Source organism: Pectobacterium punjabense, from assembly GCF_012427845.1.
GTDB classification, from domain to species: Bacteria; Pseudomonadota; Gammaproteobacteria; order Enterobacterales; family Enterobacteriaceae; genus Pectobacterium; species Pectobacterium punjabense.
Genome location: NZ_CP038498.1, coordinates 1,183,330 through 1,203,270, shown reverse-complemented (window position 1 = coordinate 1,203,270; position 19,941 = coordinate 1,183,330). Strand labels below are relative to the sequence as shown.

The 19,941-nt window shown below is 51.3% G+C and carries 17 protein-coding genes; 1 reads left to right on the top strand and 16 read right to left on the bottom strand.

What is annotated here, in order from left to right:
* Window positions 1–12 precede the first annotated feature (12 nt).
* The 16 genes from dnaE to rpsB all read right to left on the bottom strand — a co-directional run bounded on the left by dnaE (window position 13) and on the right by rpsB (window position 18,748).
* Window positions 13–3,495: a DNA polymerase III subunit alpha gene (gene dnaE / locus E2566_RS05425; protein WP_107168775.1), complete on the bottom strand. Its 3,483-nt coding sequence runs from the start codon at window positions 3,493–3,495 to the stop codon at window positions 13–15.
* 76 nt (window positions 3,496–3,571) lie between these two features.
* Window positions 3,572–4,168, bottom strand: a complete 597-nt coding sequence (gene rnhB / locus E2566_RS05420; protein WP_107168774.1) for a ribonuclease HII — start codon at window positions 4,166–4,168, stop codon at window positions 3,572–3,574.
* A gap of 21 nt (window positions 4,169–4,189) precedes the next feature.
* The gene (gene lpxB, locus E2566_RS05415) at window positions 4,190–5,341 is read right to left on the bottom strand and encodes a lipid-A-disaccharide synthase (protein WP_107168773.1); all 1,152 of its coding nucleotides are present in this window, start codon (window positions 5,339–5,341) and stop codon (window positions 4,190–4,192) included.
* A gap of 3 nt (window positions 5,342–5,344) precedes the next feature.
* Window positions 5,345–6,133, bottom strand: a complete 789-nt coding sequence (gene lpxA, locus E2566_RS05410; protein ID WP_107168772.1) for an acyl-ACP--UDP-N-acetylglucosamine O-acyltransferase — start codon at window positions 6,131–6,133, stop codon at window positions 5,345–5,347.
* A gap of 4 nt (window positions 6,134–6,137) precedes the next feature.
* Window positions 6,138–6,611: a 3-hydroxyacyl-ACP dehydratase FabZ gene (fabZ, locus tag E2566_RS05405; protein ID WP_170309992.1), complete on the bottom strand. Its 474-nt coding sequence runs from the start codon at window positions 6,609–6,611 to the stop codon at window positions 6,138–6,140.
* 84 nt (window positions 6,612–6,695) lie between these two features.
* Complete coding sequence (lpxD, locus tag E2566_RS05400) at window positions 6,696–7,718, bottom strand: UDP-3-O-(3-hydroxymyristoyl)glucosamine N-acyltransferase (protein ID WP_012773639.1); 1,023 nt, start codon at window positions 7,716–7,718, stop codon at window positions 6,696–6,698.
* Between the two features lie 3 nt (window positions 7,719–7,721).
* Window positions 7,722–8,219 (bottom strand): molecular chaperone Skp, encoded by a 498-nt coding sequence (gene skp / locus E2566_RS05395; protein WP_107168771.1) that lies wholly within the window; start codon window positions 8,217–8,219, stop codon window positions 7,722–7,724.
* 140 nt (window positions 8,220–8,359) lie between these two features.
* Entirely contained in the window at window positions 8,360–10,792 is a 2,433-nt protein-coding gene (gene bamA / locus E2566_RS05390) for an outer membrane protein assembly factor BamA (protein ID WP_107168770.1), read from the bottom strand.
* A gap of 35 nt (window positions 10,793–10,827) precedes the next feature.
* Window positions 10,828–12,183 (bottom strand): sigma E protease regulator RseP, encoded by a 1,356-nt coding sequence (rseP, locus tag E2566_RS05385; protein ID WP_107168769.1) that lies wholly within the window; start codon window positions 12,181–12,183, stop codon window positions 10,828–10,830.
* Between the two features lie 20 nt (window positions 12,184–12,203).
* Entirely contained in the window at window positions 12,204–13,061 is an 858-nt protein-coding gene (gene cdsA / locus E2566_RS05380; RefSeq protein WP_107168768.1) for a phosphatidate cytidylyltransferase, read from the bottom strand.
* Window positions 13,062–13,070: 9 nt separating this feature from the next.
* Window positions 13,071–13,832 carry a (2E,6E)-farnesyl-diphosphate-specific ditrans,polycis-undecaprenyl-diphosphate synthase gene (ispU, locus tag E2566_RS05375; RefSeq protein WP_107168767.1) on the bottom strand — a complete coding sequence of 254 codons (762 nt, stop codon included), beginning with the start codon at window positions 13,830–13,832 and terminating at the stop codon, window positions 13,071–13,073.
* A 196-nt stretch (window positions 13,833–14,028) separates the two neighbouring features.
* Window positions 14,029–15,225 (bottom strand): 1-deoxy-D-xylulose-5-phosphate reductoisomerase, encoded by a 1,197-nt coding sequence (ispC, locus tag E2566_RS05370; protein WP_107168766.1) that lies wholly within the window; start codon window positions 15,223–15,225, stop codon window positions 14,029–14,031.
* A 250-nt stretch (window positions 15,226–15,475) separates the two neighbouring features.
* Window positions 15,476–16,033 carry a ribosome recycling factor gene (gene frr, locus E2566_RS05365; RefSeq protein ID WP_107168765.1) on the bottom strand — a complete coding sequence of 186 codons (558 nt, stop codon included), beginning with the start codon at window positions 16,031–16,033 and terminating at the stop codon, window positions 15,476–15,478.
* A 125-nt stretch (window positions 16,034–16,158) separates the two neighbouring features.
* A complete protein-coding gene (gene pyrH / locus E2566_RS05360; RefSeq protein ID WP_107168764.1) occupies window positions 16,159–16,884 on the bottom strand; it encodes a UMP kinase in 726 nt (241 codons plus the stop codon).
* A gap of 152 nt (window positions 16,885–17,036) precedes the next feature.
* Window positions 17,037–17,888 (bottom strand): translation elongation factor Ts, encoded by an 852-nt coding sequence (gene tsf, locus E2566_RS05355; protein WP_010296401.1) that lies wholly within the window; start codon window positions 17,886–17,888, stop codon window positions 17,037–17,039.
* A 134-nt stretch (window positions 17,889–18,022) separates the two neighbouring features.
* Window positions 18,023–18,748: a 30S ribosomal protein S2 gene (gene rpsB, locus E2566_RS05350; RefSeq protein WP_010284816.1), complete on the bottom strand. Its 726-nt coding sequence runs from the start codon at window positions 18,746–18,748 to the stop codon at window positions 18,023–18,025.
* Between the two features lie 344 nt (window positions 18,749–19,092).
* On the opposite strand from rpsB, the gene map reads away from it, so the two are divergent.
* Window positions 19,093–19,887 carry a type I methionyl aminopeptidase gene (gene map / locus E2566_RS05345; RefSeq protein ID WP_107168763.1) on the top strand — a complete coding sequence of 265 codons (795 nt, stop codon included), beginning with the start codon at window positions 19,093–19,095 and terminating at the stop codon, window positions 19,885–19,887.
* The last annotated feature ends 54 nt before the right edge of the window (window positions 19,888–19,941 follow it).

Here is a 19,941-nt window from a genome sequence, read left to right as displayed (position 1 = left end):
AGTATTCCTATATTAGTCAAATTCCAGTTCCACCTGCTCATTACCCACTAATGTGCGCAGCTCGTTCAGTAGCGCATCGGCAGGCGTTACACGCCATGCTGCGCCGAAACGTAGTCGGGCGCGCGCATCTTCACGCTGGTAATAGAGATGCACTGGGATCGTCCCCGATCGATGGGGTTCCAACGATTGGCGGAGACGGTTTAATAGCTGGTCATCAATTTGCCTGTCAGTCAGCGAGATAGCAAGCCCGCGCGCGTATTTTTCCCGCGCTTCACTGATATCCATTAACTCTCGGACGGTCATTTTAAGCCCGCCGCTGAAGTCATCAAAGCTGACCTGTCCACTGGCGATAAGGATACGGTCTTTCTCAAGTAAATGCTGATATTTTTCCAATGCATCGGTAAACAGCATAATCTCAAGCCGACCGGAACGATCGTCCAAGGTACAGACACCAATACGGTTACCCCGTTTGGTGACCATGACGCGAGCCGCCAACACCAGCCCAACGGCAGTGGTCATTTTACCCCGATCCGTCGGGTGCATATCTTTCAAACGTACGCCACCGGCATAGCGTTCAATTTCCTTAATATATTGGGTGATCGGGTGGCCGGTCAGGTACAGCCCCAGCGTCTCCCGCTCACCATCCAGCACCACCTGCTCCGGCCACGGTGGCACAGTGCTGTAGGATTGCTCAACTTGCTCAGGTGCATCAGCCAGCACGCCGAACATATCCACCTGACCAATGGCTTCCGCTTTCGCGTGCTGATCGGCAGCCTTTAGCGCATCAGCCAATGCGTTCATCAGCGCGGCGCGATGCGGCCCCAAACGGTCGAACGCTCCGGACATAATCAGCTTTTCCAGCACGCGGCGGTTCAGCTTTTTAATGTCAGTGCGGGCACAAAGATCAAACAGTTCCCTAAAATAGCCACCCTGATTACGCGCTTCAATAATGGCCTCAATCGGACCTTCACCTACACCTTTAATTGCGCCGATACCGTAAACAATCTCGCCATCGTCGTTAACGTGGAAGTGATACAGACCGCTATTGATATCTGGAGGCAGGATTTTTAACCCCATCCGCCAGCATTCATCAACCAGCCCCACCACTTTGTCCGTGTTGTCCATATCGGCCGTCATCACCGCCGCCATGAACTCCGCAGGATAGTGCGCTTTCAGCCACAGCGTTTGGTACGACACCAGCGCATAAGCAGCGGAGTGTGATTTATTAAAGCCGTAACCGGCGAATTTTTCCACCAGGTCAAAAATCTTAACCGCCAGCTCACCGTTCACGCCGCGCGATTTAGCACCATCTTCAAAGCCACCACGCTGCTTCGCCATCTCGACCGGGTTCTTTTTCCCCATCGCACGACGCAACATATCCGCGCCGCCCAGCGTATAGCCCGCCAGAACCTGCGCAATCTGCATAACCTGTTCCTGATACAGGATAATGCCGTAGGTCGGTTCCAGTACAGGCTTGAGAGACTCGTGCTGCCATTCAATATCAGGATACGAGATCGCTTCACGCCCATGCTTACGGTCAATGAAGTTATCCACCATGCCAGATTGCAGCGGGCCGGGGCGGAACAGCGCCACCAATGCGATCATATCTTCAAAACAGTCGGGCTTTAGGCGCTTAATCAGATCTTTCATGCCACGCGATTCAAGCTGGAATACCGCCGTGGTTTCCGAGCGTTGCAGCATGTCGAAACTTTTCTTATCGTCGAGTGGGATCGCGGCGATATCAATCGGTTCCTGACCTTGCTTCGCACGACGAGCGTTGATCATCTCCAGCGCCCAGTCGATGATGGTCAACGTACGCAAGCCAAGGAAGTCGAACTTCACCAGCCCAGCATATTCCACGTCATTTTTATCAAACTGGGTAACCGGATGATTCCCTTCCGAATCACAATACAGCGGCGCAAAATCGGTTATTTTGGTGGGGGATATTACCACCCCACCTGCGTGTTTACCGGCGTTACGCGTGACTCCTTCGAGCTTGCGCGCCATATCGATGAGGGCTTTAACTTCCTCATCGGCTTCATAAATTTCCGGCAGCTGCGGTTCGGCAGCAAACGCCTTTTCCAGCGTCATGCCCGGATCGGGCGGCACCAGTTTTGAAATGCGATCGACAAATCCATAAGGGTGTCCAAGCACACGCCCTACGTCACGAATCACCGCTTTCGCCGCCATCGTACCAAAGGTGATAATCTGCGAGACCGCATCACGCCCGTACATTTCCGCAACATGGTCGATGACCTTGTCGCGTTTTTCCATACAGAAATCGACGTCAAAGTCAGGCATGGAGACACGTTCAGGGTTGAGGAAGCGTTCAAACAGCAGATCGAATTCCAGCGGGTCCAGATCGGTGATTTTCAGCGCGTAGGCGACCAATGAGCCCGCACCGGAACCACGTCCTGGGCCAACAGGCACATCGTTATCCTTCGACCACTGGATAAACTCCATGACGATCAGGAAGTAGCCGGGGAATCCCATCTGGTTGATAACGCCCAGTTCAATATCCAGACGCTCATCATATTCCGGCCGACGCGCAGCACGCACTTCCGGGTCGGGGAACAGGAATTCGAGGCGATCTTCCAGCCCTTTTTTCGAGCACTCAACCAGAAAATCTTCCGTGGTCATGTCGCCCGTCGGGAACTGCGGCAGAAAATATTCGCCCAGACGAATCGTTACGTTACAGCGTTTGGCAATTTCAACGCTGTTCGCCAGCGCTTCAGGGATATCTGCAAACAGCTCACACATTTCCTCTTCGGAACGCATATATTGCTGCGGGCTGTAATGACGTGGGCGTTTAGGATCGTCAAGCGTATAGCCATCGTGAATGGCCACGCGAATTTCGTGAGCCTCAAAATCATCCGTGCTGATAAAGCACACTTCGTTGGTCGCTACAACGGGCAAACCGTGCTTGGTTGCTAGCTCCACCGCCGCATGCAAATAGCTTTCTTCATCCGGGCGGGACGTACGGGTGAGCTCCAGATAGTAACGCTGAGGGAAGTGTTCCTGATAGAACGCCAGACTCTGCTCGGCCTGCGCCTGATTGCCACGCAGTAAAAACCGCCCCACATCACCTCGGCGACCACCCGATAGAAGAATCAGACCTTCCTGATGCTCAATCAGCCAATCACGGTCAATTGTCGGCCCGGCAGCGCCATAGCCTCGTTGATAAGCATGGGAAATCAGCAGCGTGAGATTCTGGTAGCCTTCATTGTTCATGGCTAACACAGTGAGATGCGCCAATTCATCCCCTAATTCATCGCTTTCGACATAGAAGTCTGCGCCGATGATAGGTTTGACCCCTGCGCCATGCGCGCCGCCATAGAATTTAACCAGCCCACACAGGTTGGTAAAATCGGTAATCGCCAGCGCGGGCATCCCGAGCGCCGCCGCTTTTTTTACCAGCGGACCGACTTTGGCCAGCCCATCGATCATGGAATAGTCACTGTGAACACGCAGGTGAACAAAACGTGGTTCGGCCATATCCAGATCCCAGAATTTATCGATTAGTCAGCATTGCAATAGTCATATCACAACACAGAGAGTGAATGATGATGTTTTACGCCAGGCCTAATGCACGCTTGACCGGCGCGAAGCTCCGACGGTGAAACTCAGTGGCACCCAGTGCAGCCAGTTTCTCCAGATGAAAAGCCGTTGGATAACCTTTGTGTTGGGCAAAGCCATAAGCGGGGAAGCGTTGATCCAATTCAACCATCTCACGATCGCGGGTAACTTTCGCCATAATAGAGGCCGCACTGATTTCTGCCACACGGCTGTCCCCTTTAACCACTGCCTGAGCGGGCATCGACAATGCCGGGCAACGGTTACCGTCAATGAGAACAAAGTCCGGCACAATAGACAACCCTGCCACCGCACGCTGCATCGCTAGCATCGTAGCATGCAGAATATTCAGTTGATCAATCTCTTCCGGTTCGGCACGGCCAAGACTCCACGCCAGCGCCTTTTCTTTGATTTCATCATAGAGCGCCAGCCGACGTTTTTCACTCAGCTTTTTGGAATCCGCCAGCCCGACAATTGGCCGGGTCGGATCAAGAATCACCGCCGCCGTCACAACTGCGCCAACCAAAGGGCCACGACCCACTTCATCAACGCCAGCGATACAGTTCGCCTGAGGGTAAATAAATATTTCGCTCATGGTTTTATTAACATGCTTTTATTAATAAGGCTTTACTAATTCCAGCACCGCCTGAGCCGCTTGCTCATCGGCGTTACAGCGGATCTGCTGATGCAAGTCCACAAATGTTGTGCGTAGCTCAGCCATTTTGTCCGTATCAGCAAACAGCGGCAACAGTGCGGCGGCGAGCTTATCCGGCGTACAGTCAGTCTGTAGCAACTCTGCCACTAGCTCACGCCCTGCCAACAAATTCGGTAACGACACCCATGGCGTTTTGACCAAGCGCTGCGCCAGCCAGAAGGTAAAGGGCTTCATGCGGTAGCCTACAACCATCGGGCATTTTGCCAGCATGCACTCCAGCGCCGCCGTACCGGATGCCAGCAGCGCCGCATCGCTGGCAATCATGGCTTCACGCGCCTGTCCATCCAGCAGATGCACACGCAGATCCGGTGCCACACTGCTTTTTATCCGTTCGAACTGTTCACGCCGCTTGTTGTTCACCAACGGAACCACGATTTCCAGATCGGGAAAACGCTGACGCAGTAGCACTGCTGTATTGAGGAAATCCGCGCTCAGCATTTCAACTTCAGCGCCACGGCTGCCCGGCAGCAGCGCCAGACAATGCACATCGGGCGCAATACCCAACGTCGCGCGTGCTGCCAGCTTATCAGGATGCAACGGCATCGCATCAGCCATCGTATGGCCGATAAAGCGACAAGGTACATTGAAACGATCGTAAAACGCTTTTTCAAAAGGCAAGAAAGCCAGCACCAGATTGGTCGCTTTACCTATTTTGAAAACACGTTTTTGACGCCAGGCCCACACGGACGGGCTGACATAGTGAATGGTATTGATACCGCGCTGTTTGAGGTTGCCCTCCAGCGTGATATTGAAATCAGGTGCATCAATGCCCACGAAGACATCGGGCTGAAGCTCGCTGAAACGCTGGGTTAAATCCCGCCGAATTTTCAGCAGACGAGGAAGGCGTCCGAGCACTTCAACAATGCCCATAACCGCCAGCTCTTCCATTTCGTACCAGGCTTCACAGCCTTCGGCCTGCATACGCGGCCCAGCAACGCCGACAAACCGCGCATCGGGCACCTTTTCTTTTAGCGCACGGATCAAACCAGCGCCAAGGATGTCGCCGGAAGTTTCTCCGGCGACCAGCCCAATAGTCAAAGGACGTGATGTCATGGATTAACGAATGATGCCGCGAGTAGAACGGGCAAAGAAATCGGTAAATGCCTGCACCGCGGGGTATTCAGCCGCCAGCGCTTCGATTTCCGGTTTTACCTCATCCAGCGTTTTACCGCTACGGTAGAGGAGTTTGTATGCGTTACGGATCGCATGCAGCGTTTCTTTTTCGAATCCACGACGTTTCAAGCCTTCAATGTTCAGGCCAAACGGCGTAGCGTGGTTACCCTGTGCAATGACATACGGCGGGACGTCTTGCGCCACACCAGAGCACCCACCGACCATAACGTGAGCACCGATAATGCAGAACTGGTGCACAGCCGTCATCCCACCAATAATTGCAAAATCATCGACGGAAACGTGGCCGCCCAGCGTAGCATTATTCGCCAGAATACAACGATTACCCACTACGCAGTCGTGCGCGATATGCGTGTTGATCATCAACAGGTTATCGCTACCGACTTTAGTCAACCCACCGCCCTGCGTCGTACCACGATGAATCGTGACGCTTTCACGGATGCGGTTACGATCGCCAATCTCAACGCGGGTCGGTTCCCCGGCATATTTGAGATCCTGATTCACTTCACCAATTGACGTGAACTGATAGATTTCGTTGTCGCGACCAATTTTAGTGACACCATTGACGACGACATGCGATTTCAGCACCGTCCCTGCACCGATCTCAACCTGAGAACCGATGTAGCAGAAAGGGCCAATATGAACACCAGCACCAATAATGGCACCGTCTTCAACAATCGAACTAGGGTGAATAAAGGCGGTTTGATCAATCACGTTATCAGGACTCCCGACGACGAGCACACATCATTGACGCTTCACAGGCCACTTCGCCATCAACTTTGGCAACACCTTTAAAGCGCGCAACGCCGCGACGCTCTTTAATGAATTCAACTTCAAGGATCATTTGATCGCCTGGCTGTACCGGGCGCTTAAAACGCGCTTCGTCAACAGCTGCGAAGTAATACAGCTCACCTGGTTCCAGTTTACCCACGCTTTTAAACGCCAGAATACCGGTGGCCTGAGCCATTGCTTCCAGAATCAATACGCCGGGGAAAATCGGTTTGCCCGGGAAATGCCCCTGAAAGAAGGGTTCGTTGAAAGAGACGTTTTTCACCGCCCGCAGAAACTTCCCTTCTTCAAAATCCAGTACCCGATCAACCAGCAAAAATGGGAAACGGTGCGGTAATAATTCTAAAATCTCTTCAATATTCAGAGTATGAGTGTCAGTAGTCAAAATACTCTTCCTGTCCATAAAAAACTGATGCCATCAACAACACGGCCTGCGCAGACCCTAAATTAGGTGTCTTCAGGCAGGCCGCAAATAAAACGCGAGTGATTAAACGTTATCGACTTTTCGTTCAACGGCTTTTAACCGTTTGCTTATCTCATCAATATTCATCACCAGCGCTGCAGTTTTGCGCCATACTTTATTGGGTTGCAAAGGAATACCCGAAGAGTATACCCCAGGTTCAGTGATTGGTCGCATGACCATCCCCATTCCCGTTACCGTCACTTTATCGCAGATCTCCATGTGCCCGTTAATCACGCTAGCACCGCCGATCATGCAATAACGACCAATTTTCAAGCTCCCCGCCATAATGACGCCGCCCGCTACCGCGGTATTGTCGCCAATCACGACGTTGTGCGCAATCTGACATTGGTTATCAATGATAACACCATTGCCAATGACCGTATCATCCAACGCACCGCGATCGATGGTCGTGCTCGCACCAATCTCAACCCGATCGCCAATTCTGACCGTTCCCAACTGCGGGATCTTCACCCAGTTGCCGCGATCGTTGGCATAGCCAAAACCGTCAGAACCGATCACTGTCCCAGACTGGATCAGACAGTGCTCACCCAGCTCAACGCGGTGATAGATCGTTACATTTGCCCACAAACGGGTACCGGCGCCAATGCGGGCATCTTTACCGATAAAACAGCCTGGACCAATAACAACACCATCACCCAACTGTGCGCCAGATTCGATGACGGCATTGGCACCAACAGACACCTGTTGACCCAGCGTCGCATCGGGAGCAATGACTGCACTCGGGGCAATATCGGTTGCTGGTTGCGGTGTGGTATCCAACAGCTGAGCCATGCGAGCGTAGGTCAGATAAGGATTTTTCACTACCAGCGCAGCAACCTGACAGTAAGGTAAATCCGCTTCCGTCAGCACGACCGCAGACGCTTGCGTCCCGGCCAGTTGCTCACGGTAACGACTGTCGGAAAGAAACGTAATTTGCCCAGTTTTTGCAGAATGCATAGAAGCAACACCGGTGATGACGATATCGCCATCACCGTGCAATTGTGCATCCAACTGTTGAGCTAACGCGTCCAGTCGAATTGAATACATGTATTATTTAACCTGTTTCAGCACATCAGCAGTAATGTCTTTAGCATTGGCGACATACGCAACAGCGTTAGCGTCAATCACGACATCATAACCTTCTTTGGTTGCAACGGCTTTCACAGCATCCTGAATGCGGCTCAGGATTTTGTTGCGTTCTTCAGTCTGACGACGACGGTTGTCCTGCTCAAAAGCCTGTGCTTTCGTTGAGAACTGCTCGCGCTGTGCCATGACGTCTTTTTCCATTTTGCTGCGATCGCTCGCTTTCATGGTAGAGCCATCACGCTGCAACTTCTGCATCTTGGTCTGTAAGTCGTTTTCCATCGATTGCAGTTCAGAAGCACGGCCTTTGAACTCGTTTTCCAGTTGCTTGCCAACGGTTTCACGCTGTGGCAATTGTTGGAAGATGCTAGCAACGTTAACAACGGCAATCTTGTCAGCAGCTTGAACGCTGGCTGAAGCAGCCAATGCTAAACCGAGGCCTGCGGCACATAACCACTTTTTCACTATAAACTCCTCAACCTAACCTAATTTGTGTCTTAACACTTTAATGGTGGGCATCGCGCCATGGCGTTAGCTGAATTTCCAGCATTCACACCAATGAACAGCGATGCAACATTCCCTGCATACGACCTACGGACGTCACACTACCAGGTTTTGCCAATGTTAAACTGGAATTGTTCCGACTTGTCTCCATCGTACTTTTTAACCGGCTGGGCATAGGAGAAGACCAATGGCCCAAGCGGAGACATCCATTGTAACGCGATACCGCTGGAAACACGGAAGTTGGTCGCCTTGCTATAATCCGGCACGCCAGCATCAATCGTTGCTTGCGTATTTTTCCAGTTGGTATCCCATACCGTACCACCGTCCACAAAGAAGGAAGTCCGTACGGAACTCGCGTATTTGTCACTAATAAACGGCGTCGGTACGATCAATTCCGCACTCAGCACGGCCATCGCGTTACCGCCCACGGCATCGTCCAAATTGGTTTTATCAATTGGGCAATTGGAATAAGACGTTGCGCCCGTAGTACAGTTATAATACGCCGCTTTAGGGCCGATCGTATTCGACTGGAAGCCACGTACCGTGCTGGAGCCACCGGCGTAGAAGTTATCGTAGAACGGCACTTCTTTACTCCCGATGCCATCGGCAAAGCCTGCACGCGTACGGCCCATTACCACCCATTTACCGCTATCAGTTAGCGGATAGTAGCTCGCCGAATCAAACGTCAGTTTGTAGTATTCGTTGTCCGAGCCCGGCACGGCGATCTTGGCATTCGCCGATGCGCGCGTCCCTTTGGTCGGGAAGTAACCGCGATCCAGATTGTTATACGACCATCCGGTATTCAGGAAGAAGTCGTTAGCCTTGAAGTCCGCACTGGATTTATTGTTAGTACCCACCACAACGTCTGGGTTGACCCCCACGGAGTTCAGATAACGCCACATTGCCACCTGCGGTCTCATATCCGACAGATCGTTATGGACATAATCCAGACCGACGCGCAGTGAGTTATTCTCGTTAATCGGGAAACCCAAGGTGCTGCCAACGCCATAACTCACGTTGGTATAGTCAGAGAGATCGGCGTCGGACGCTTCAAATTTGTTATAAAAGACGCGACCACCGAGGCTAACGCCATCGACGGTGAAATACGGGTCAGTCAGCGACAGCTCGACATACGTCTGGTAGTCGTTTTTAGTCCCACTGATACCAACAGAATTCCCCGTTCCCAGCCAGTTATCCTGCTGAACGCCCGCCTGGAAGCTCACGCCACTTTCCGTACCAAAGCCGACACCAAAGTTGAATGTACCCGTATTACGCTCTTTGACTTTATACGTCACATCAACCTGATCGGCCACACCGGGAACGCGCTGCGTTTCTACATCAACGCTTTCAAAGTATCCCAGTCGGTTTAGACGTTCTTTACCCTGCTCAACCAGATCGTTACCTAACCAGGCACCTTCCATCTGGCGCATTTCACGGCGCAAAACAGAATCTTTAGACGTGTCGTTGCCATCAAAGCGCACATGACGCACATAGAAACGGTTACCTGCATCAACGTTGATGTTTAATCTCACCGTCTTGTCTGCGTCATTAATTTCCGGCTGTGTTACTACACGCGGATAGGCATAGCCATAACGACCCAGCAGTTTCTTGATGTCCTCTTCCATGCGGGTCACTTTTGTCCCGTTGTAGAGTTCACCAGGTTCGATTTTCGTCAGCCCTTCGATTTCCGCAGAGTGACCCGCCAAATTACCTTTCACCGAGACGCCAGACAGTTTGTACTGCTCGCCTTCCGTCATATTGACGGTGATATAGATACCTTTTTTATCTGGCGTCAAACTCACCTGAGTGGAATCAATGTTGAAACGTGCATAGCCGCGATCCAGATAGAAACTGCGTAGGGTTTCGAGGTCACCAGACAATTTTTGTTTCTGGTATTTACGATCGCCGACCACGTTCCACCACGGCACTTCATCACGCAGTTGGAAACGAGAGATCAATTCGTCGGAACTGAATGCTTTGTTACCGACAATATTAATCTGTTGGATTTGGGCAGACACGCCTTCAGTGAAGACCAGCTTCAGGTCTACGCGGTTACGCGGCAGTGGCGTGACAACGGCTTTCACCGACGCACTGTATTTACCCACGCTGTAGTAGAAATCTTCCAGTCCTTTTTCGATGCTAGTGAGCGCGGTGCGGTCTAACGCTTCACCAACGCGAACGCCCGAAGCTTCCAGGTTTTCTTTCAGCATGTCGTCTTTGACTGACTTATTGCCGGAAAACGTGACGCTGGCGATTGTCGGACGTTCTTTCACCTGCACAATCAGCGTTTCGCCATCGCGCAGGACACGAACATCTTCAAAATTTCCGGTCGCAAACAAGGCACGGATGGTGTTTCCGATATCATCGTCACCGATGGTATCACCAACGCGGACAGGCATACTAAGTAGTGCCGCCCCGACGGCAACCCTTTGCAGGCCCTCGAAATGAATGTCCTTCACTACGAACCCGTCTGCACCGTATACGGTTGCGCTGCTAAACAGCAGCGACGCTATGAGCAACTTTTTGATCGCCATCGTTGTTATGCGTTTTTCCTAACCTAATCCCGCGCCTAGAGACGAGAGAAATCATTGAAAAGTGCGAGTCCCATTAACAACATCAGCAATACTGTGCCAATACGATAGCTAATGTCCTGCACACGCTCAGAAACCGGCCTACCCTTCAGCTTTTCAACCGCAAGAAAGAGCAGGTGTCCACCATCCAATACCGGCAGAGGAAACAGATTGATGATCCCTAAATTGACGCTGATTAAGGCCAAAAACATCAGGTAATAAATCAATCCATAATCTGCTGACATTCCTGCGCCCTGAGCAATCGAAATGGGACCACTCAGGTTGTTCAGCTTAACATCACCCATAACCAGTTTGCCTAACATACTGACGGTCAACTTCATCAGTTGCCAGGTTTTATCTGTTGCCTGATAGACAGCGCTGAACGGCCCATACTGGCGCACAGTCCTGTATTCTTCGGGCAGCGGCGTCACGCTTGGCATAACACCGGCCAACCCTTCAACTTTGCCATTTCCCACAGATTTGCTGTCTGGCGTTAACGTTAACGGCACTATTGCGCCATTTCGTTCCACCTCCAGAGCGATAGGTTGTCCGGGGTTATCACGCACGGCGATGACAAAATCACGCCAATGCGCTAAAGCTTGCCCGTCGACTTTAACGATCCTATCTCTGACTTGCAAACCTGCTTTTTCCGCCGCAGATCCAGCCTGCACCTGATTCAGTACCGGTTCGATTTGCGGACCGCGTGGGATAATCCCGAGCGAAGCCGCTGGATCTTGCTTATCCGGCTCAAACTGCCATTCGCGTAAATCCAGGGTTTTCTGGACGATACGGTCAGAACCTAAAGGAGCGGTTCCGATCACGACATCGCTGTCACCGATTTTACCAATCATTGCCAGACGCGCGGTATCCCAATCAGGCGTTTCGATACCATCAACGGACTTTAGTTCCATTCCTGCCGACATTTCCGCTTGCGCTGCGATGGAGTTGGGCAGTATTTCACCGACGACAGGACGTACGCCCGGCACGCCGAGAATGAACACCAGCCAATACGCCACAATGGCAAACAGGAAATTGGCAATCGGACCCGCGCTGACGATAGCTGCACGCTGCCAGACCGTTTTGCTGTTAAAGGATTGATAGCGGAATTCTGGCGCTACCGTGTCAACACGCTCATCCAGCATCTTCACATAGCCGCCAAGCGGGATCAGCGCAATCACAAATTCCGTACCGGTACGATCGCGGCGACGCCATAGTGCGCGACCGAAACCGACGGAGAAGCGCTCCACCTTCACACCACAGCGTCGCGCCACCCAAAAATGTCCAAATTCATGGACGGTGACAAGCACACCCAGTGCGATGATAAACGCGGCAAGATTCCAGAAAAAACTCAACATAATAGCTCTACCGCTTTATTCTAAGCCACTTTAAACAGCAGCAGCATCAGGCAAGAGAACACAGGAACCGCAGCTGTCAGGCTGTCGATACGATCGAGCACACCACCATGCCCCGGAATCAAATGGCTACTGTCTTTGATGCCAGCCTCACGCTTAAACATGCTTTCCGTCAAATCACCCAATACCGAGGCCAGCGCAGCGGCGATAGAACAAATCAATAACGTCGCTGGCGCTACCGTTAACGGCGCATAGAGGCTGAACAGCACAGAGATTAGCGCAGAGGTTGCCAGACCGCCGAGAAAGCCTTCCCAGGTTTTGCCCGGCGAGACTTTTGGTGCGAGCTTACGCTTGCCAAACAGTTTGCCGAACATATAAGCACCGCTGTCTGCTCCCCACACCAACAGCATCACGTACAGCAGCCACCAGGCACCCGCGAAGGGATTAATCGCGTAATTGTAATGGCGAAGCGCGACCATACCCCAAAAAAACGGCACGATCGTCATGATGCCGAACACAAGCCGCAATGCGCGTGAGTGACGCCAAAATGAGGCTGAGGCCGGATAAAACAGAACCAAAAACAGCGCAACACCCCACCACACCAGTGATGACCAGAGTGCGATACTGATTTGCGGAATATGGACAGAATAATGGTAGGCCGGGAGCGATAACAGCATCAGCGCCAGCAAGAAACCACACAAGATCGCGAGCCACAGGCGTTGACCATAAGAGGCAAAACCCGCCAGTTGCCCCCATTCCCATGCAGCCAGCATACAAACAGCCAGCGTAACAAGCGTGAACCCCAGAGGCGGCAGCAAGAACAGTGCAGCAATAACAATCGGGATCAAAATAAAAGCAGTAATCAGGCGATACTTCAGCAAAAGTTCCCCCTAGGATGCATCAGCATCGATAGGTGTTGTTCCCCCGAAGCGGCGCTCGCGTTGTGCAAAAGCATTCAGCGCACCTTCAAAGACTTGTTCATCGAAATCAGGCCAGAGGACATCAGTAAAGTAAAGTTCAGCATAAGCAATTTGCCACAGAAGAAAATTACTGATGCGGTGTTCTCCACCGGTTCTGATCACCAAATCAACCGGAGCCAGATCATTCAGACAGATGTACTGACATAATGACGCTTCATTAATGCTATCAGGGCGAAGAATGCCTTCCTGCACCTGTTCTGCAAGTTGCCGTACTCCCTGAATAATATCCCAACGGCCGCCATAATTCGCGGCAATATTGAGTGTGAGCCCCTGATTCTTTTCTGTCAGCGTCTCTGAACGACGGATTCGCTCTTGTAAGCGCGGGCTGAAGCGGCCGATATCGCCAATCACCCGCAGGCGGACATTGTGCTTGTGCAGGCTTTTCACTTCACTGTCCAGCGCCCGAACAAACAGTTCCATGAGTGCGGAGACTTCCTGCGCTGGACGGTTCCAGTTTTCACTGCTAAATGCATAAAGTGTCAGTGCGTCAAGCCCTTGGCTCACGGCGAAACTGACAGAACGCCGCACAGCCTTTACACCAGCCTTGTGGCCAAAAATCCGCATTTTCCCCCGGCTTTTCGCCCAGCGACCATTGCCATCCATGATGATAGCAACATGCCGCGGCACGGCGGGTGGCAGATCGTGAGTATTTTTTTGATTATCGGACGGCATAACGCGTACTTATTTCCTCAAGCAAGAAATACAACAGTCCTTCCGTAACATCAGACCCCGTTAGCGCAAAAAAAGCCGTGAACGATCACGGCTTAGCATCACAGTCGATTATACATTCGCATAATCAACCATTGAGTGGCGCAGACTATACCACCTCAACCGCACATGAACAAATCGTGCCACGGGTCTATCCGGGCTATCGCGCGTAATGTGTCAGAGTCTGTGTTGCGACCTGTCTGGCCCAGTTGTCGATGAACAGAACATCATCAACGCTGCCGGGTTCTGGCAATGTAAGCTGTTCAATAACATGACGATTTACCGCCGCAATATCCGTAAAGCGTATCTGCGACTGCAAAAATGCCGCTACCGCAATTTCATTTGCTGCGTTCAATGCCGTGGTGGCCGACTGACCATGATTACAGGCATCAATCGCCAACTGTAAACAAGGATAGCGCGCATAGTCCGGCGCTAAAAATGTCAGCGCACCAATTTGGCAAAAATCTAACGATTTTACGCCCGACGTCACACGTTCAGGATAAGCCATTGCATGGGCAATCGGCGTACGCATATCGGGCGAGCCCAACTGCGCCAGAACGCTGCCATCACGGTAACGCACCATAGAATGAATGACCGACTGCGGATGAATAATCACTTCCATCTGTTCGGCAGAAGCATTAAACAACCAGCGCGCTTCGATATACTCCAGCCCTTTGTTCATCATCGTGGCAGAATCAACCGAAATTTTGCGTCCCATTGACCAGTTTGGATGCGCACACGCCTGATCCGGCGTCATGTCCGCCAGCACCGACACCGACGTTTCGCGAAAAGGTCCACCAGAACCGGTCAAAATAATACGTTCGACCCCATGCTGCGACAATGAAGCGTAACCTAATTGGCGTTGAATTTGCTCAGGCAAACTCTGAAAAATCGCATTATGTTCACTATCAATCGGTAAAAGCTGTGCGCCACTTTGCGCCACGGCGTCCATAAAGAGGCGTCCACAGGTGACAAGCGATTCTTTATTTGCCAACAGCACCTGTTTTCCAGCATGGATTGCAGCCAATGTTGGCAATAGCCCAGCGGCACCCACAATCGCAGCCATGACCTGATCGACACCATCCAATGCAGCAAGATCACATGCCGCTTGTTCCCCAGCCAAAACCTCTGTTTTGCAACCGTATTCCGCTAACTGCTGGCGCAGGGCAATTGCAGAAGCTTCATCAGCCATTGAGGCATAAGCAGGTTGGAAAGAGAGGCATTGTTCCACCATCAGCTTGACGTTGTATCCAGCAGATAGCGCGCGTACGGCAAATTTATCGGGATTGGCTTTAATCACCGCCAGCGAACTGACGCCAATAGAGCCAGTGGAACCAAGAATTGTCAGTTGCTTCATTAAAATGCTCTGAATAACCGGATTCGATGACAGGAAGGTACACGAGTCTGAGACGATTACCATGATATATCTCTGCGATTGATCACAGTCACGATCGTTGCAGGCATATGCATAGCAAAAAATTGTTTACTGCCCAGAGGGGCTAGCCTTCACCCATTCATTGCATAACTACGGTAATAGTTAAAAATAAAGCGCCGCCGGAAAAAAGGGCAAGCCCCCGTTTCCTGCGACGCACTATCTAGCAAGCTGATTAGAACTCCATCAGCTCCGCTTCTTTTTCTGCCAGTGCGGCGTCCACTTTCTTAATGAAGTTGTCAGTCAATTTCTGCACGTCGTCCTGAGCACGACGTTCTTCATCTTCGCTGATCGCCTTGTCTTTCAACAGAGCTTTAAATTTGTCGTTAGCATCACGGCGCACGTTACGTACAGAGATACGCCCCTGTTCTGCTTCGCCACGAACGACTTTGATCAAATCTTTACGACGTTCTTCCGTCAGCGGTGGCAACGGAACACGGATTACGGTACCAGCAGAAGACGGGTTCAGGCCGAGGTCGGAGGCCATGATCGCTTTCTCAACCGCTGGGCCAAGCGTACGATCGAATACCGAAATCGCCAGCGTACGGGAGTCTTCTACCACGACGTTAGCGAGTTGGCGTAATGGCGTTGCACTGCCATAGTATTCAACCTGAATGCCATCAAGAATACTAGGCGATGCACGGCCAGTACGGATTCTGTTGATCTGGTTTTTAAACGCTTCAACACATTTGTCCATGCGCGTTTCAGCATCTTTTCTGATTTCATTAATCACGGTGTGAACCCTTGAAAACTGGTTGCCTGGCAGGCCATGTCAGTGCATGACCCGGTGAATAATTAATACCAGCGCTAGGCTGGCGTATGGCGCAATACTGACAATATATTACCCCATAATTTGAGTTACTGACTGATTAACGTCCCTTCTTTTTCACCCATGACAACACGACGCAGTGCGCCAGGTTTGTTCATGTTGAAAACACGGATCGGCAAATTATGGTCACGTGCCAGCGTAAACGCAGCAAGATCCATCACTTTCAGTTCACGTTCTAACACGTCTTGATAGGTTAGCGTTTCGTACATCGTCGCCGCAGGATCTTTTACCGGATCGGCAGAATAGACACCATCGACCTTGGTCGCTTTCAATACGACATCCGCTTCAATCTCAATGCCGCGCAGGCAAGCCGCGGAATCCGTGGTAAAGAAAGGGTTACCGGTTCCGGCGGAGAAAATCACCACGCGATTATTACGCAGCAGGCTGATCGCTTCCGCCCAGCTGTAGTTGTCACAGACGCCATTCAGGGGAATCGCAGACATCAGGCGAGCGTTCACATAGGCACGGTGCAACGCATCACGCATTGCCAGACCATTCATGACGGTCGCCAGCATTCCCATGTGGTCGCCCACAACGCGGTTCATACCCGCTTTAGCCAGACCCGCGCCACGAAACAGGTTACCACCGCCGATAACCACACCGACTTGAATGCCTAACTCAACCAGTTCTTTCACTTCCTGAGCCATGCGATCCAGAATGCTCGCATCGATACCAAAACCTTCAGTTCCCTGTAAAGCTTCGCCACTGAGCTTCAGCAGGATTCGTTGATAGACGGGTTTTGCGTTGGTTGCCATGGTGTTCTTATCCTACAGGCTGTCGTCGTATTGGGGGGTTGTAAAATCAACACTGTTCCACTTGGCTCCTATCTGAATGAAGGAAACCAAGCGAACTAAAACTCTTGGGGCTGGATAAAAAGGAACCGCCAACTGGCGGCTCTTTTTTACTATTAAGACTGCTTACTCATTGCTGCAACTTCAGCAGCAAAATCAGTCTCAACTTTCTCAATACCTTCACCCACTTCGAAACGGATGAAGTTAGTCACGTCAGCATTATGCTCTTTCAGCAGTTGACCAACAGACTTGGCTGGGTCCATAACGAAAGGCTGGCCAGTCAGAGAAACTTCGCCGGTGAATTTCTTCATACGGCCTTCAACCATTTTCTCTGCGATTTCTTTCGGCTTGCCAGACTGCATCGCGATTTCTAACTGAACCTGGTATTCTTTCTCTACCACTTCAGCAGACACGTCTTCTGGCTTAACGAATTCTGGTTTGCTTGCTGCAACGTGCATAGCCAGGTGTTTAACCAGCTCTTCGTCAGCACCTTTAGCAGCGACCAGAACACCGATGCGCGCACCGTGTTGGTAGTTACCCAGAACTTCGCCTTCCAGAGCAGAAACACGGCGAATGTTGATGTTCTCACCGATTTTGGCAACCAGTGCAACACGCTCTTCTTCGAATTGTGCTTTCAACACGTCAACATCAGTGATTTTGCCTGCAACCGCAGCATCCAGCACTTTGTCAGCAAACGCCTGGAAACCACCATCTTTAGCAACAAAGTCGGTCTGGCAGTTAACTTCCAGGATCACAGCGTAGTTACCGTCGATCTTAGTTTTAATCACACCGTCAGCAGCAACGTTGCCTGCTTTCTTAGCAGCTTTGATCGCGCCAGATTTACGCATGTTTTCGATTGCCAGCTCGATGTCGCCGTTAGCTTCAACCAGCGCTTTCTTACATTCCATCATGCCTGCAGCGGTACGCTCACGCAGCTCTTTTACCAGGGATGCGGTAATTTCAGCCATTCTAAAATCCTCGGAAGATTTGTCCTGCCCGGTCGTCACGACCAAACAGCTTTAAAAGTGAAAAAGGGGCCATAAAAAGGCCCCTAACCAAACTAGTACTACCTGGTTAATAAGGGCTCGACGAGCCAGACTTATTATTCAGCTTCGACTAAGCCTTCTTCTGCCTGCACAGCCAGATCTTGAGAACGGCCTTCGCGGACAGCAGTAGCAACAGCGCTCAGGTACAGGCTAACTGCACGGATTGCGTCATCGTTACCAGGGATGATGTAGTCAACGCCATCTGGATCGGAGTTGGTATCAACCACTGCGAATACTGGAATGCCCAGGTTGTTAGCTTCTTTGATTGCGATGTGCTCGTGATCGGCGTCGATAACGAACAGCGCGTCTGGCAGACCGCCCATATCTTTGATACCGCCCAGGCTGTTTTCCAGCTTGTCCAGTTCACGAGTGCGCATCAGCGCCTCTTTTTTGGTCAGCTTGTCGAACGTGCCGTCTTGAGATTGGGTTTCCAGATCTTTCAAACGTTTGATGGACTGACGAACGGTTTTCCAGTTAGTCAGCATACCGCCCAACCAACGATGGTTCACGAAGAACTGATCGCAGTTGTTGGCCGCATCTTTTACCGCTTCGCTTGCTGCGCGCTTAGTACCAACGAACAGAATTTTGCCTTTGCGAGAAGCAATTTTGCTCAACTCAGCCAAAGCGTCGTTGAACATTGGTACAGTTTTTTCAAGGTTGATGATGTGAACTTTGTTACGTGCACCGAAGATGAATGGCTTCATTTTCGGGTTCCAGTAACGGGTCTGGTGACCAAAGTGTACGCCAGCCTTGAGCATATCGCGCATGGAAACAGTTGCCATGATTACCTCTATTAATTAAGTATGGGGTTATGCCTCCACATGTCCCATTGCGCCGACCCCATCCGGTGAAACACCTCAGGAGCACCCCGGCGAACGTGCCGACATGTGTGTGTTATTTACACAAAGTGAGTTTAGTCGATGTGGTTGAATACCGTATAACCGCTATCCAGCCGGATCATCGGCGCGCTTTATACCATAAATCCCCCCGCGACACCAACATTTGTTATTCAATGGTCTACAAATCAGAATGATAATTTGGCAAGCCAGCGGCATGGCTGGTAACATAAGTTATTAGTTATCGCTCTTAATTTTCGTGCTTAACAGGCACCTGCGGACAATTATCAATGGCAATTTCAATCAAAACCCCTGAAGACATCGAAAAAATGCGCGTAGCTGGTCGTCTGGCTGCCGAAGTCCTGGAAATCATCGAGCCTCACGTCGTACCGGGCGTGAGCACCGCCGAATTGGACAGAATCTGTCACGATCACATCACCAACAAGCAGCAGGCTATTTCTGCTTGCCTGGGCTACCACGGCTTCCCGAAATCCGTCTGCATTTCCATCAATGAAGTGGTATGCCACGGCATTCCTAGCGAAGAGCGAATCCTGAAAGACGGCGATATCGTCAACATCGACGTCACCGTAATCAAAGATGGCTTTCACGGTGATACGTCAAAAATGTTTATCGCGGGTAAGCCTACCATTCTGGGCGAGCGCCTCTGTCGCATCACTCAAGAAAGCCTCTATCTGGCGCTGAAGATGGTTAAGCCGGGTATTCGCCTGCGCACGCTGGGTAAAGCGATCCAGCAGTTTGCGGAAGGGAATAACTTCTCCGTAGTACGTGAGTATTGTGGTCACGGCATCGGCAAAGGCTTCCATGAAGAGCCACAGGTTCTGCACTACGATGCAGATGACGGCGGTGTGGTGTTGCAGGCGGGTATGGCATTTACGATCGAGCCCATGCTTAACGCAGGTGATTACCGCATCCGTACGATGAAAGACGGTTGGACAGTAAAAACCAAAGATCGCAGCTTGTCGGCACAGTACGAGCATACTATTGTGGTAACCGATAACGGCTGCGAAATAATGACGTTGCGAAAGGATGACACCATCCCCAACATCATCACGCATGAACAGTAAACACTAAGCCGGCAGATGCCGGCTTTTTTATGGCGTGCAGAAAGCACGCCCCCT

What these genes read in the sequence shown, in the direction of transcription:
- dnaE (WP_107168775.1), bottom strand. Translation starts at nt 3,495, where the DNA reads ATGGCCGAACCACGTTTTGTTCACCTGCGTGTTCACAGTGACTATTCC.
- rnhB (WP_107168774.1), bottom strand. Translation starts at nt 4,168, where the DNA reads ATGAGCGAAATATTTATTTACCCTCAGGCGAACTGTATCGCTGGCGTT.
- lpxB (WP_107168773.1), bottom strand. Translation starts at nt 5,341, where the DNA reads ATGACATCACGTCCTTTGACTATTGGGCTGGTCGCCGGAGAAACTTCC.
- fabZ (WP_170309992.1), bottom strand. Translation starts at nt 6,611, where the DNA reads ATGGACAGGAAGAGTATTTTGACTACTGACACTCATACTCTGAATATT.
- lpxD (WP_012773639.1), bottom strand. Translation starts at nt 7,718, where the DNA reads ATGTATTCAATTCGACTGGACGCGTTAGCTCAACAGTTGGATGCACAA.
- bamA (WP_107168770.1), bottom strand. Translation starts at nt 10,792, where the DNA reads ATGGCGATCAAAAAGTTGCTCATAGCGTCGCTGCTGTTTAGCAGCGCA.
- rseP (WP_107168769.1), bottom strand. Translation starts at nt 12,183, where the DNA reads ATGTTGAGTTTTTTCTGGAATCTTGCCGCGTTTATCATCGCACTGGGT.
- ispU (WP_107168767.1), bottom strand. Translation starts at nt 13,832, where the DNA reads ATGCCGTCCGATAATCAAAAAAATACTCACGATCTGCCACCCGCCGTG.
- ispC (WP_107168766.1), bottom strand. Translation starts at nt 15,225, where the DNA reads ATGAAGCAACTGACAATTCTTGGTTCCACTGGCTCTATTGGCGTCAGT.
- pyrH (WP_107168764.1), bottom strand. Translation starts at nt 16,884, where the DNA reads ATGGCAACCAACGCAAAACCCGTCTATCAACGAATCCTGCTGAAGCTC.
- tsf (WP_010296401.1), bottom strand. Translation starts at nt 17,888, where the DNA reads ATGGCTGAAATTACCGCATCCCTGGTAAAAGAGCTGCGTGAGCGTACC.
- rpsB (WP_010284816.1), bottom strand. Translation starts at nt 18,748, where the DNA reads ATGGCAACTGTTTCCATGCGCGATATGCTCAAGGCTGGCGTACACTTT.
- map (WP_107168763.1), top strand. Translation starts at nt 19,093, where the DNA reads ATGGCAATTTCAATCAAAACCCCTGAAGACATCGAAAAAATGCGCGTA.